This window comes from Gillisia hiemivivida (assembly GCF_007997295.1).
GTDB classification, from domain to species: Bacteria; Bacteroidota; Bacteroidia; order Flavobacteriales; family Flavobacteriaceae; genus Gillisia; species Gillisia hiemivivida.
In genome coordinates this window covers 35271-49293 of the sequence record NZ_VORY01000001.1, presented here as the reverse complement: position 1 = coordinate 49293, position 14023 = coordinate 35271, and the positions used below count along the sequence as shown (strand labels likewise).

Here is a 14023-nt window from a genome sequence, read left to right as displayed (position 1 = left end):
AATACAACCCAACTAAACAAATATTCCGGCTTCTCTTTTTATTGCATTATTGTGGAATCTTTCTAGGTCTACCTTCATCGGTTAAAGTTTTCATGTAAGCTACTAAAGCCTTTTGCTCTTTTTGGGACAGATCAAGATTATCAAAGGGAAGGGTTTGATGCGGAATATCAAATCCAAGACCATCACCCCCCCCTTGGTTATAAAAATCTATCACTTCCTCAAGTGTTTCATAAATTCCATTATGCATATAAGGTGCGGTAACTTCAACATTTCTAATTGTTGGAGTTTTAAACATTCCCCAATGAGCAGGTTCTTTATACATAACATAAAATCCCGGATCGTCAGCCCAAACTTCGTTTTTTCCGCTTTCGGGTACACCAATAACTTCTCTTTCGGTTTCACTAAAAAATGGTGGAACTGTTCCATTGGTTAAAGGCATAAAATGGCAAGTAGCACACAGGGCTTTTCCCATAAATAAATTGAATCCCAGTATTTCCTCATCTGTCATGTTATTTTCTTCCCCGCGAATATTCTTGTCAAATTTTGAATCAAAACCTTGCAGTGTGGAAACATAGGAAGAAATTGCTTTAACCACTTCTTTATTGGTTCTTGGTACCCTACCGAAAGTCTTTTTAAACAATTTTTTGTAGGTGCTGTCCTTTAGAATGTTATTTGAAAACTGGTGTACTTCAGTATTAAATTCTCGTTTATTGGTAAAAACCTGGTTGATCTGGCTCAATAGATCTTCGGCACGACCATCCCAGAAAAAATTTTTCTGATAGGCTACGTTTATAAGTCCAGGAGTATTTCGTTCAAGGGAGTTACCACTATTATCTAGTGCCGTTTGAAGTCCATCCTGGTATGCCTTAGCAGGATTATGACAGGAAGCACAGGAAACCTGTCCGCCTTCAGATAAATTAGGATCAAAAAACAATTTTTCCCCTAACCTAATCTCGTCTTCGTTTGGATTTCTGTTGACTGTTGGAGTGAAATATCGTAAATTGAAAGAATCAGGTTCGAAAAAGGTAGGTGCATTGAAATTGAAAGGGAAATCTTCAGAACCTTCCCAATAATCGCTTTCATCCCTTATTTCTTTCCATTTTCTGGTAATTGGGTTCAGGTAATTGCGTATATAATCATAGCGATCAAAATCTTCATTTTCACCATTATAATTATTTGCCAATGCTACAGCTTCATTCAGAATTTCTAAAAATTCCTTGTTCAATTCCGGTTTTTTGGTCTTAATATCGTACTGTAATGTTTTTTCATAGACCGATCTTAAACTTTCCAATGTCAACGCAGCATCCTTTATACCCTGAGAACTTATTGGGGTGTCAAAATTTGACATGGAAAAACTGATAACACGCATTAGTTGCTGTTGTATAGCTACAAAAAACCGCTGTGGAGTTAATTCTCTTTTTTCGATATTTGTTTGAAGCACCTTCAGCAGACCAACAGTATTTTCAATTTCCTTCTGAAAATCTCCCTCACTTATTCCACCTTCATAAATACTTTCCTCTATTTTTTGTAATCCAATAGGTGCAAGCACCCTTCCATTATCTTCCCTAAAAACTGGTAAAGCAGGACCATTAGCCCGATGGCCGACTTCAGGGTTCAAATATGAGGCGTAAGGTTCAGCTATTTTAAAATCCCTTCTGATTTCAGCGAATAACTTTTTATTTTTACTGTCCTCTGGATTTTTAGTTTGTAATTCTTTTAAGCCCTGAATGGCTTGTTTAAGATGGACAAGATAATACTGCCGGGTTTCGTCCCAGTTAACAATATATTCTTCAGAATTCGATTGTTTACAGGAAGTCATGAAAACGATAAAAATGATAAGTACTATTTTTAGAATGCGCATATAGTTTTTAAGTTATAATCAAAAATGGATTAGGCTTCCGCAAAACGGAAGCCTGTAAAATCAAATATTGTAATTACCTAGGAAGTCCCTGTAAAAGTACAATTTGAGATCCCTGATCATCCTCACGGTTCGAATTAAAATGACCGTCAAGACCTTGGAAGAATGGATCCTTCCAATAGTGGGGCTGCACAGCCAGAAGGAAAGTGCCTTCTACGCCTATTTTATCAGAAATATCGATTAACGAGCCAAATTCTCCTGAAAACTGAGTTCCAGAATCTTTAGCTAATGTTTGATCTACTACAATTCTTAGCGCTACGCTAATATTATTTCCACTTAAATCACTTTGATAAATGTAAGCATTATGGCCACGATCAAAAGAGTTAGGATCTTCCTGAATGTAAACGAAATTTTCAGTTACACAGATGTTATCAGGGCTTTGTAATTGAGCAAGGTTACCATCCATATTGTTAGTATCTGTATTACCACTAATGATTTGCGTTAATTTTCCTTGTGTTGGATCATTATCATCTAGAATAAGTTTGTAAACGGTTCCCCAGTCATTATAAGTTCCAGCATTAGGACCACGTCCTGTTACATTGAAATATACAATTCGTGCATTGGCATCTGAACCTTTCCCGTAATCGACATCTTCCACTCTCATGAATTGTGAAGCGTTAACATTGGTACATGCAGTTTCCATTTCATTTTTTGTCATTGAAGCACCGCTAGGAATTTCAACAAATTCGACTTCATATTCTTTTTGAAAATCAAGATCTCCTTCATTGTAAGTTGTACCATCTGCCACAGCCATTTTTCCATCGGCACCATCAGAAACTTCTTTAAATCTAAGCACCAAGATCTTACCTCCTTCAAGATCGGCATCACCATTTTCTGACAAGTACATGCTAACCTGACCTTCTGACCCACTTGAATCGTCATCCCCGCCAATGATTATGGTTTTGCCATTAAATGCTCCCTTAGGAAGTGGAACAGCATTTTCCCAGGAAAATTCTCCTAGTGCATCCAAACCAAAATCTGCTGTAGGAGTTGGAGTTGCTATGTAAGGATCAATACCTTTTACATCGTAATTAATACTTTCTGAAGCTGACAGAAAAAGATCACTTGAACCACCGTGTATAGCAGCCTCCCACATGGTGCCTGAACACTGTCTTGCATAATCTGCCACCCCGGAATTCAAAAGATAATCACCTTTATATGGAATAAGGTTCTCGTCCAAATAAACTCTTGATACAGCATAATGGTCTTCATTATTCACTACATAAATATAACCATCGCTATCTGGATCGTTTAGAAATCCAGCACCATCGGCAGAACCGGCCAGGTTAAATCCATTAATATTATCGGTAGTACTTAAAAGGGAGTAAGCCTTAACCTGTCCAAAAGATGGGTTAATTAGTACAAGAGGCTCTAAAGCAGATTTGTTTGCAAAAATGATTGGTTCTGGTATAAATTCTTCACCGTTTTCACCAGCAGGACCTTGAGACCCCGGTTCCCCTTGCTCGCCTCTTGCGCCATCCATTCCATCCACACCGTCTTCTGGCTCGCAACTAATAATTACAGAGGCCAGCAGCGCAAAGATGAGTGGTTTACAAATTCCCATTTTTAAATTCTTCATTTTTTAAATTGTTTGGTTATTATTTGAATTCAAAAGTAATGGGCTGGCTCTGAAAGTAGGTTAGGTAAACTTGTTGCTTAAATTATCTTTTTCTAAAGTTTAGGTTAAGGTGTGAAGTTTATATTAACTTTTTAAAAAAGACGGAGTTTTGTTAATCAGAAGTTTATATTAAGCAATATTCTTACACTCAATTGCTTTCCCTTCAGGATTACTAACATATATTTAAAAAAGATAAAGAGTTCATGAGAAACCGCTATTTGCCTGTCTTTAGAAATAATTACATTCATTTCAATTATATCTACCTTTTAAATGAGATTGCCCAATTGCCATTATTGAGAACAGCAGGGCGAAAATCGATGATTGTAATTTTTTTATTTTAGATTTTATTTTTGGGCTAATTTAATGAACGCCGCCACCAAGCATTTTCATGTTAATTCCATTTTAAATTCAATTAGGCATTATATTATTTGATTATAGAAAAAACCCGTCCCTGTTGGAACAGAGGCGGGTTTTTGGCTTTGACTAATTCAATAATTGTTTTTCTTCTTATAACTGTTTTATTGATTTTTATTAATAAAATTTACTGTGTTAAAATAATATATAGTTTCACCCGCAAATGAAAACATTTTTCGAAGTAGTTCTCAAAATTCGATTTTAAGCTTTGATTAATTAAAAGTTAAGTGGTTCCATTATTGTTGGATGAAAGGATAGGGATTTATGTATATTGAGTTGTAACCGGAAAATTTTGTTATCTAAATTCAACCCTGTTTAATAAAAACATTTGCTAGGATAGTGGAGAAAGTTTATTCGCATTTTGGGACAACTCATTTCTAAACTCCTCATATTTCATTTTACGGGAAGCTGATTTAGGGTACAGGGATTTCCCTAAGCACACTTTCATTGACCCAGGTAAATTTCAGATCTATGATGTGATTAACTAGCCTGTATTTTATAGACCTGAATAAGTAACCTTCAGGTATAAGGATTTTGGTCTTGGTTTTATGTTTTCATAGGCTTACAAATACGAAATGAGTATAGGTATAATCTTTCTTTGAGCAGTATTGCCTTAACAACTGGATTCAATGTTGTAACTCTTAAACATGCAATTCAAATGATAATTTAATAATGTAGGATTAATGAACTTAAGGAAAAATATGGACAACCTTCCGGTTCATTAAAATCCAATTTTATGTTATCTCTAAATGCACTTCCGAAGAACGATTATAATAAACTGAGCAAATTTTGTCTTTTCACTTATTTGAAAGAAGAACGTTCAAATCAATCATAAAGGTTCACAAATCGTCAACATTTTTTTGTAAAATTGTTCAAACTCCATAGAATAGGGCAATCTTCAATACTATTAGTCTAATTAAATTTAAAATTTAGGGATTACAATCCCTAAAAAATAGTATATTTGGGGATTACACTCCCTAAAGATGATTAAAAGAGATTTAGAAAACAAGATTATTAATCGTTTTGGAACCGGCAAGGCGATACTATTAATTGGTCCACGACAAGTTGGTAAAACTACACTTTTCAATAAGTTACTGGAAGGTAAAGAATATCTCTTTTTGAATGGTGATGATCCAACCGTGAGAAAATTAATCTCCAATCCGAATTTAGAACAACTTAAAAATATTATTGGGAACAATAAAATTGTGTTTATAGACGAAGCACAGCGTATAGATAATATTGGACTTACACTAAAATTAATTACAGATCAACTAAAATCTGTTCAATTACTTGTGAGTGGCTCATCTGCTTTCGAACTCAATAACCAGACCCAAGAACCGCTCACAGGTAGAAAATGGGAATATCAGCTTTATCCTATTTCTTGGGATGAATTTGAAAATAACGTTGGTTATCTAAAAGCTCAACAACAACTAGAATTACGAATTGTATATGGGATGTATCCAGATGTGATTAATAATTTTGGAGACGAAAAAGAAATTCTAAAACAACTAACAGATAGCTATTTATATAAGGATCTATTAAATTATGGAGGAATACGTAAGCCTGAAATTCTTGAAAAATTATTACGTGCTTTGGCTTTTCAAATAGGAAGCGAGGTTAGCTATAATGAATTAGCACAGTTATTAGGTATAGATAAAAAAACGGTCTCTAATTATATAGACTTACTATGCCAGGCATTTGTGGTGTTTAAACTTCCAAGTTTCAGTAAAAATTTACGCAACGAGATCAAAACCAATCAAAAGATATATTTTTATGATACTGGAGTTAGAAATATGATAATTGGTGATTTAAATCCATTAGAAATGCGCCAGGATAAGCGTAACCTCTGGGAAAACTTTTTGATAGCAGAACGTCTAAAGTATAACGCCTATAATAGCTCGTTATGCAAAGGCTATTTTTGGAGAACTGTGCAGCAACAGGAAATTGATTATGTAGAGGAAGAAGCTGGAAAAGTAACTGGTTTTGAAATAAAGTGGAACGCAAAAAGTAAAGTAAAAATCCCTAAAACTTTTGTAGAGACTTATAATACAGAAGTAAAAGTAATTACGAATGAAAATTTTAGAGATTTTTTAAAAAATACGGAATAACTATTAAGTACATCAGCACCGATAACTAAGTTCAATTTAAAAGTCCAGACACATATTTTTGTCTGGACTTTTTGCTTTATAAATTTGCAACGTAATGATTATGAATAATAATATTGCTTATTGTTTTAATTTTATTATGTTTGCATCGTAGCAATTATGTATTTATAAATATGCAAAATAAAATAGTTACTTTAGAATCAATTATAGTTAACCAAGGACTTTCCTCTGGATACTCTTTTAGAGGTAAGATCAAACACGTCCAGAATGGAGGTGTTCGTGTGATACAACTAAAAGACTTTGAAGATAATTATACGGCTATAGGTGATGATTGTTACCTGATTAACAATAATAAGATAAAAAGCAAATACTACTTAGAAGTGGGGGATGTCCTTTTTGTAGCAAAAGGAGCTAACAATTTTGCAACTGTATTTAAGAGTACTGATGATATCCCAACTATAGCTTCGTCTGCTATGTTTGTACTTAAGGTAAACAAGAACTTGGCTAACCCAGACTTTGTTGCTTGGTATATCAATCAAAAAAATGTTCAAAATTATTTCAAAACCAAAGAATCCGGAACCTACAACACCAGTATAAATAAAACAACTTTAGAAGAAACACCAATAGTTCTTCCATCATTAGAAATACAAACTAAAATTGCTACTATTGCAGATCTTCATACTAAGGAGTTGGCAATAAGTAGTGAAATATTGGATCTAAAAAATAAATTAACCACCAAGCAACTTTTAAACAAATTATAAAATGTCAAGTAAAACAAAACCATCACAAGATCAAATAAATGCAGCATTATGGAATGCTTGTGACACTTTCAGAGGTGCATTTGATTCATCAGAATATAAGAACTATATATTAGTTTTTATGTTCATCAAATACTTAAGTGATGTTTGGAAAGACCATTATAATGAACTTAAAGAACGCTATGGAGATGACGAAGAGCTTATTCAAAGAAAACTAAAACGTGAGCGATTCGTGTTGCCTCCCAATTGTTCTTTCGATTATATCTATGAACATAGAAATGACACTGATATAGGTGAGAAAATCGACACAATATTTGCTAAAATAGAAGAGTACAACATTGAAAAACTAGATGGAGTATTTAGAAACATCAGTTTTAATTCAGATAAATTAGGGCAAACTAAAGACCGTAACCGACGCCTCAAAAACTTGATTAATGACTTTGCAAAACCAGAGTTAGACTTCCGTCCATCGCTTTGGGAAGGGAAGCAAGATATTCTTGGAGAAGCCTATATGTTCCTCTTAGAAAAATTTGCGTCTGGAGCGGGTAAAAAAGGAGGGGAGTTCTTCACTCCAAAAGAAGTTTCTGGATTATTAGCAAAACTAGTATCACCTAAAGAAGGTGACCGCATCTTTGATCCTACTTGTGGATCAGGATCTCTATTGATCAAAGTTGCAGAAGAAACTAAAGATGCACAGGGTAAGCCAACAAATAATTTTGCCATATACGGACAGGAAAGTAATGGTGATACCTGGGCATTGAGCAAAATGAATTGCTTTTTGCATAAAATGGATTCTGCACAAATTGAATGGTGTGACACCATTAATAACCCTAAACTAATTGAAGGTGATGCTTTAATGAAGTTTGATATTGTTGTGGCAAATCCACCTTTTAGTCTTGATAAATGGGGACATGAGAATGCTGAAGCCGATCGCTATAAGCGTTTTCTTCGTGGTATTCCACCAAAATCTAAAGGAGATTACGCCTTTATTCTCCATATGATCGAAACGACGGCACCAAAGGGGAAAGTTGGTGTTATTGTGCCACACGGAGTGCTTTTCCGCGGAAGCGCAGAACAAAAAATTCGTCAAAAACTAATTGAAGAAAATTTACTGGAAGCAGTCATTGGTTTGCCCACTAACTTGTTCTATGGTACAGGAATTCCTGCTGCAATTCTTATTTTCAACAAAGCAAAAACCACAAAGAATATACTATTCATAGATGCCAGTAAAGATTTTGAAGACGGTAAAAAGCAGAATGTTCTGAGAACACAGGACATTGATAAAATTGTTGCTACCTATAAAGATTTTGAAACTATTGAGAAATATAGTTCGGTTGTAAAACCAAAAGAAGTGGCAGAGAATGATTACAACCTTAACATTCCGCGCTATGTAGATACTTTTGAAGAAGAAGAACCAGTGAATATAGCAGAAGTGCAGCAAAATATAGAAGAATTAGAAGCGGAGTTGGTAGGAGTACGCGCAGAAATGAATAAACACTTAAAAGAACTTGGATATGAGTAAAATTGATAAAACTCAAGACCAGTTTAATAAATTGCAAATCTTGTTCTATGAAACTGCATTAGAAAAAAGTACGATTGAGGTATTGTATGAAGATGAGACCTTCTGGCTTTCACAAAAGAAAATGGCATCACTTTTTGGTGTGGAGGTGAATACCATAAATTATCATCTGAAAGAGGTATTTAAAAGCGGAGAATTAGATGAGGATTCAGTTATTCGAAAATTTCGAATAACTGCCGGGGATGGTAAAAATTATAACACGCAGTTCTATAATCTCGATGCCATTATTTCGGTAGGCTATAGGGTTAACTCTAAACAAGCCACGCAGTTTAGGATTTGGGCAACTAAAACTTTACGCGACTATATTATAAAAGGCTTTGTGCTTGATGATGAACGTTTAAAACAAGGTAAGCAGTTTGGTAGAGATTATTTTGATGAACTATTGGAACGTATTAGAGAAATACGTGCTTCAGAACGTCGTTTTTATCAAAAGATTACAGATATCTATGCGCAATGTAGTATAGATTATGATGCTAAAAGTGAAACCACCAAAACATTTTACCAAACTGTTCAGAATAAACTGCATTGGGCAATTACTGGCGCTACAGCAGCAGAACTTATTTCAAAAAGGGCAGATGTCAACAAACCAGGTATGGGATTAACCCATTGGAAAAACAGTCCTAAAGGTAAAATATTGAAAAGTGATGTTAGCATTGCAAAAAATTATTTACAAGAAAATGAGTTGGATGCGCTTAACCGTATTGTTGTCATGTATTTGGATTATGCAGAAAATCAAGCAAAACGAAATATTCCTATGCAAATGACGGATTGGATAGAAAAGCTAGATGCCTTTTTAGTGTTTAACGATTATAAGGTTTTAAAAAGTGCTGGAAATATAAGTAGTAAAATTGCTAAAAATTTAGCTGAAAAAATGTTTGAAACATTTAGAGTAAACCAAGATATTGATTTCAATAGTGATTTTGATAGCTTATTACCAAACAATAAAAACAAAAACTAAATGATAATATATCCTACCATAAATAGAAGCGCATTAATGGTAATACCAAAACAGCCATTTCACGATTGGAGCAATGCCCTATTTCCAGATTTACCACAAACTAATGCAGGAGATCGAGATGAGCATAACAGTTATTTGCTAGAAGATGAGCTCTTTCTAGACGACCCTAAAAAAGAGCTCAAAAAATACTGGAAAAACATTTTTCTCAACGAACTCTTTGGACAATGCACAGACGAAAGTACATTTCCTGCGCTTAGTTGGAAACTATTTAACCAATGGTTTGATTTTTATAGGTCTAGTATTATAACCGACCTTACCGACGATCCGCTTTACACCGAGCATTATGAGTAAACACACACAAGATGAGGTTGCTACTTCGACAACGCTCAGCACAGGTTTGGTAGAAGAAAAGGTTGGGTACAAACAGACCAAATTGGGTTTGATTCCAGAGGATTGGATTTATTCAAGCATAAAGAATTATGTAAATCAGTTAAATGGTTTTGCTTTTAAAAGCAATGAATTTAATCTGGAAAATAGAGGCACAAGATTATGTCGAGGGATAAATATCACAAGAGGTAATCTGCGTTTTGATGAAAAGAATGAGATGTTTTGGGAGAATTCCAATAATTTAAACCTAGCTAAATATTTATTAGAGGATGGAGATATTGTAATTTCTATGGACGGTTCTCTAGTTGGTAGAAATTATAGTATAGTCGGTAAAGAATTCTTACCTCTATTACTAGTCCAGCGTGTAGCGAGAATAAGGACTTTGATAACAATGTCACAGTCTTTTCTTTTTCATTGGGTTTCTAGTAATAACTTTATTCGGTATGTGGATTCAATAAAGACCAGTTCAGGTATTCCTCATATTTCAGCAAAGGATATTAATAATTTTACTATTGCAGTTCCACCACTTCCAGAGCAACAAAAAATAGCCAGTATCCTTAACACTTGGGACAAAGCCATAGTAGCACAAGAAAAGCTTATTACCCAAAAACAAGCACTTAAAAAAGGCTTAATGCAGCAGTTGTTAACTGGGAAGAAGCGGTTTCCTGGGTTTGATGAAAAATGGAATGTGAAATCTTTAGATGAACTAGGTGTATTTTCTAGAGGTAAAGGAATAGCTAAAAAGGATATTTTAGAAAATGGGTTTGATGGTTTACCCAGTGTTAGGTATGCAGAAATATATACAAAATATAATTACAGTACATATTCATTTATATCCAAGATCAATCCCGACTCAGCTAAAAGTAGTAATCCTATTAAATATGGAGACATCTTATTTGCAGGATCTGGAGAAAAATTAGAAGATATTGGTAAGTCTATAGTTTATTTAGGTTTAGAAACAGCTTATGCAGGTGGTGATATTATTATTTTAAAACAATACAATCAAGATTCTCGATATCTGGGTTATTTACTTAATAGTGATTTAGTTAAAAAGCAATTTTTCCAAATAGGTCAAGGTCATTCTGTAGTTCATATTTACTCAAGCGGTTTGAAAAAGGTCTTGATTCCCCTTCCACTGCTTTCAGAGCAACAAAAAATATCCAATATTCTTGATAACTGTACTAAAGAGATTTTACAACTAAAGATAAAACTGGAACAATTAAAAAATCAAAAGAAAGGTTTAATGCAGCAGTTATTGACTGGTGAGAAACGGATTAAGATTTAAAACAAAGAATATGGAAAAAGAATTTGAGATTATTAAAAATTTAACACCTAAACAAAGAGCTGAATTTGATGAAGATATTCAGCAATTATATTCAGAATACCACAAAGCATTGAACGGCAAGGTGGAAAAAGCTAAGGATATAGTTACGAATATTAATTTGAACAATGAAGTCTATTTGAGAGTGGTATGCGCATATGACAATACTAATACTGACCGTGTAAAAGGAAAAATTACAGAACTACATAAATACAATAACGAAATAGAATACAAACAGGCCGTGGCTCAGGAAAGAGCAAGCTTAAATTAAAATTAACTCTTATTACTACGATTGTAAATTAGAGAAAAATGTGTGATAATTTAAAAATAGGATGGCAGTAAAAAAATTTAAAATATTAAGTATTGATGGGGGTGGAATTAGAGGTGTTTATCCCGCAAGGTTTCTATCAGAACTAGAAGCGGATTTAGGTGGCCATTTGGCTGATCATTTCGATTTGATTTGTGGCACTTCAACAGGAGGTATATTAGCCTTGGCTTTGGCACTTAAAATTCCTGCAAAAGAGGCACAAAACCTATATGTAGAAAATAGAAAATCAATTTTTTCAAAACCTCTTATTTTTAATGGGAGATTCGGTGTCCGACGAGCAAAATATAGCAATAACAATCTTGAAAATTTAGTAAGAGAGAAGTTTTCTGAGAGCTTTAATGGTAAAACACCCCTTATAAATGACCTAAAAACTCGTGTTTGCATTACTGGCTATGATCTCATAAATGCAAAGCCAAAGGTTTTCAAAACACCCCACAAAGAGTCTTATCATATTGATAAGCATATTCCAGCCTATCAGATTGCAATGGCTACGGCAGCAGCTCCTACTTATTTTGATCCTTACTCAAATAATTATGAGAATGACAAAGGTGAAAAACGTGAATTTTTCATGAGGATCGATGGGGGTGTTTTTGCCAATAATCCATCTTTAATAGGTTTAACTGAAGCTCATTGTGCCCTTGGTGTTAATTATGAGGATATTGAGTTATACTCAATTGGAACAGGTTATACCACTTATAACGAAACAAGATCCAAAATTTTGTTTGGGACATTTAATAAAGCTTTTGGGAAAATCTACTGGATGTCTAAAATTAGGATCATAGATTTAATGATGCAAGCACAGGCACAGCACGTGCACGACCTGTGTACTATTTACGCAGGAGGAACAGGAGGTATCAAAAATAAAGTATTTAAATACTATAGAATACAGGAAGAGTTGCCAAGCACATTTAAGCTGGCAATGGACTCTAATAATAAGATGAAACTTCAGAAACTTATGAGTATGGCAAGTAATAAATACCAAAATTATGGTCAATCTATTGTATCAAGTATTAAAAATAGCAGTCGGTGGAATAGTTATCCATCAACTAACTAAAACAAAACCTTTAAAAATAAATAATATGGCAAATTGCAATAAACTGTTTTTAAACTTTAATGAAAAACTAGAAGTTACGCCTTCTAAGGTAGAGAAAATAAAAACTGCACGTGAGAATATAAAAACCAAAATAATTGAACATTTTAAAGAAAAATCAAAATACAATTTTAAAGGTACATGGATTCAAGGTTCTTACAAAATGGGAACAATGATTCGCACTAAAGATGATACTTGCGATCTAGACTTAGGAGTATATTTTGACGAAGTAGACCCGGATGTTACTGCATCTACAGTTATGGATCAGGTATATAAAGCTGTTGAAAATATCACTTCAACTACGACTTCAAAAAAAGGAAAATGTATCAGAGTAATTTATAAAGGTGACTTTCATATAGATTTACCGGTTTATCATTTTAATAAAGATGAGCACAGCCATCCTAATCTTGCTACAAGCAATAATGGCTGGAATGAAAGCGATCCCAAGGATTTTTATATATGGTTCAACAATCATCCTAATTTACGTCAATTGAAACGTCTTGTGAGATATTTAAAGGCTTGGTCAGATAATACGAAAGGTAAATTCCCATCAGGTCTTGCATTTAGTATTTGGGCTGTAGAGCATTTAAAATCTAATGACAGAGATGATATAGCTTTATATGAGGTTATTAAAAAAATTAAGGATCAGATAGATTCCACTTGGTTTTTAGAAATGCCGGTTACACCTTATGATGATGTCTGTAGAAAACTTACGACAGACCAGAAATCAAATTTTTTAGATGCAATTGCTGATTTTATTGATGATGCCAAAAAGGCGATAGAATCAGATAATCAGCTTGAATCTAGTAAACTTTGGAGGAAATATTTAGGTGATAGATTTCCTGAGGGAGAAGATGAAGATATTGATGCGAAGGAAGCGGCTTTAAGAGCAATATCGAAAAGTGTTTTAAGCGGTACGGCTTATTCACAAAAATCAGGGTTAATTTCTGAAAATTCAGAAGGAGTGAAACATAAACCACATACAAATTATGGGGGTTAAGAAATATCATAAAAACAGATTCAAACTAAGAAAGCAAAATCTTCTAATAAAAGCAATACTTATTAGAGAGAAAAAGTTTGTTGAATCGCGTTATGATTTTTTGACCTGTTCAATAGACAAAAATGGATTATACTGCAAAGGAAATTATAAGCCAACTAGGTACTCTAAACCTTATAGTTTTAGTATAACTTATAGCGGTAAAAACTCACCTGACATTCACGTTATAGAGCCACATATCGAATTTCACGATGATATTCATATGTATCCAAAGGGAGAAAGTTTATGCTTGTATCATCCAGAAACAGACAATCTGTACTGGGATAGTAAAAAACACAATATATATAATACTATAATCCCTTGGACTTTAGAGTGGTTCGTCTATTATGAATTATATCTTATTACTGGTAGATGGGAACATCCATTTAAACCGCATAAACAAGTTAAAGACAACAATCAAAAGACAATTAGCTAAAATGATAGAAGAGGGTTAGATAGAAGGAGTTGGAGAAAGAAGATGGAGAACTTATAAAACCTTAAAGTAATTCTA

12 protein-coding genes are annotated in these 14023 nt (G+C 33.8%); 10 read left to right on the top strand and 2 right to left on the bottom strand.

Translation table 11 applies throughout. The features are described from left to right. Nucleotides 1–46 precede the first annotated feature (46 nt). Nucleotides 47–1861, bottom strand: a complete 1815-nt coding sequence (locus ES724_RS00200) for a cytochrome-c peroxidase (RefSeq protein ID WP_146928116.1) — start codon at nucleotides 1859–1861, stop codon at nucleotides 47–49. A 73-nt stretch (nucleotides 1862–1934) separates the two neighbouring features. Then, nucleotides 1935–3497 carry a hypothetical protein gene (locus ES724_RS00195; protein WP_146928114.1) on the bottom strand — a complete coding sequence of 521 codons (1563 nt, stop codon included), beginning with the start codon at nucleotides 3495–3497 and terminating at the stop codon, nucleotides 1935–1937. Between the two features lie 1436 nt (nucleotides 3498–4933). Between ES724_RS00195 and ES724_RS00190 the strand changes: the two genes are divergently transcribed. The 10 genes from ES724_RS00190 to ES724_RS00145 all read left to right on the top strand — a co-directional run bounded on the left by ES724_RS00190 (nucleotide 4934) and on the right by ES724_RS00145 (nucleotide 13948). Continuing rightward, a complete protein-coding gene (locus tag ES724_RS00190) occupies nucleotides 4934–6058 on the top strand; it encodes an ATP-binding protein (RefSeq protein ID WP_146928112.1) in 1125 nt (374 codons plus the stop codon). Between the two features lie 170 nt (nucleotides 6059–6228). Further along, nucleotides 6229–6816 carry a restriction endonuclease subunit S gene (locus ES724_RS00185; protein WP_146928111.1) on the top strand — a complete coding sequence of 196 codons (588 nt, stop codon included), beginning with the start codon at nucleotides 6229–6231 and terminating at the stop codon, nucleotides 6814–6816. Between the two features lies 1 nt (nucleotide 6817). Then, complete coding sequence (locus ES724_RS00180) at nucleotides 6818–8335, top strand: type I restriction-modification system subunit M (protein ID WP_146928109.1); 1518 nt, start codon at nucleotides 6818–6820, stop codon at nucleotides 8333–8335. Next, the gene (locus tag ES724_RS00175) at nucleotides 8328–9350 is read left to right on the top strand and encodes a virulence RhuM family protein (protein WP_146928107.1); all 1023 of its coding nucleotides are present in this window, start codon (nucleotides 8328–8330) and stop codon (nucleotides 9348–9350) included. Before ES724_RS00180 ends, ES724_RS00175 begins: the two co-directional genes overlap by 8 nt. Then, the gene (locus ES724_RS00170; RefSeq protein ID WP_146928106.1) at nucleotides 9351–9701 is read left to right on the top strand and encodes a hypothetical protein; all 351 of its coding nucleotides are present in this window, start codon (nucleotides 9351–9353) and stop codon (nucleotides 9699–9701) included. It abuts the gene before it with no gap. Beyond that, entirely contained in the window at nucleotides 9694–11022 is a 1329-nt protein-coding gene (locus tag ES724_RS00165; RefSeq protein WP_146928105.1) for a restriction endonuclease subunit S, read from the top strand. Before ES724_RS00170 ends, ES724_RS00165 begins: the two co-directional genes overlap by 8 nt. Nucleotides 11023–11032: 10 nt before the next feature. Further along, nucleotides 11033–11329 (top strand): hypothetical protein, encoded by a 297-nt coding sequence (locus tag ES724_RS00160; RefSeq protein ID WP_146928103.1) that lies wholly within the window; start codon nucleotides 11033–11035, stop codon nucleotides 11327–11329. 61 nt (nucleotides 11330–11390) lie between these two features. Further along, nucleotides 11391–12440: a CBASS cGAMP-activated phospholipase gene (locus tag ES724_RS00155; protein WP_146928101.1), complete on the top strand. Its 1050-nt coding sequence runs from the start codon at nucleotides 11391–11393 to the stop codon at nucleotides 12438–12440. Further along, nucleotides 12373–13476, top strand: a complete 1104-nt coding sequence (locus ES724_RS00150; RefSeq protein WP_170249822.1) for a CBASS cGAMP synthase — start codon at nucleotides 12373–12375, stop codon at nucleotides 13474–13476. Before ES724_RS00155 ends, ES724_RS00150 begins: the two co-directional genes overlap by 68 nt. Nucleotides 13477–13576: 100 nt before the next feature. Continuing rightward, nucleotides 13577–13948 carry a hypothetical protein gene (locus tag ES724_RS00145; protein ID WP_146928097.1) on the top strand — a complete coding sequence of 124 codons (372 nt, stop codon included), beginning with the start codon at nucleotides 13577–13579 and terminating at the stop codon, nucleotides 13946–13948. Nucleotides 13949–14023 lie beyond the last annotated feature (75 nt).

What these genes read in the sequence shown, in the direction of transcription:
- ES724_RS00200 (WP_146928116.1), bottom strand. Translation starts at nt 1,861, where the DNA reads ATGCGCATTCTAAAAATAGTACTTATCATTTTTATCGTTTTCATGACT.
- ES724_RS00195 (WP_146928114.1), bottom strand. Translation starts at nt 3,497, where the DNA reads ATGAAGAATTTAAAAATGGGAATTTGTAAACCACTCATCTTTGCGCTG.
- ES724_RS00190 (WP_146928112.1), top strand. Translation starts at nt 4,934, where the DNA reads ATGATTAAAAGAGATTTAGAAAACAAGATTATTAATCGTTTTGGAACC.
- ES724_RS00185 (WP_146928111.1), top strand. Translation starts at nt 6,229, where the DNA reads ATGCAAAATAAAATAGTTACTTTAGAATCAATTATAGTTAACCAAGGA.
- ES724_RS00180 (WP_146928109.1), top strand. Translation starts at nt 6,818, where the DNA reads ATGTCAAGTAAAACAAAACCATCACAAGATCAAATAAATGCAGCATTA.
- ES724_RS00175 (WP_146928107.1), top strand. Translation starts at nt 8,328, where the DNA reads ATGAGTAAAATTGATAAAACTCAAGACCAGTTTAATAAATTGCAAATC.
- ES724_RS00170 (WP_146928106.1), top strand. Translation starts at nt 9,351, where the DNA reads ATGATAATATATCCTACCATAAATAGAAGCGCATTAATGGTAATACCA.
- ES724_RS00165 (WP_146928105.1), top strand. Translation starts at nt 9,694, where the DNA reads ATGAGTAAACACACACAAGATGAGGTTGCTACTTCGACAACGCTCAGC.
- ES724_RS00160 (WP_146928103.1), top strand. Translation starts at nt 11,033, where the DNA reads ATGGAAAAAGAATTTGAGATTATTAAAAATTTAACACCTAAACAAAGA.
- ES724_RS00155 (WP_146928101.1), top strand. Translation starts at nt 11,391, where the DNA reads ATGGCAGTAAAAAAATTTAAAATATTAAGTATTGATGGGGGTGGAATT.
- ES724_RS00150 (WP_170249822.1), top strand. Translation starts at nt 12,373, where the DNA reads ATGGTCAATCTATTGTATCAAGTATTAAAAATAGCAGTCGGTGGAATA.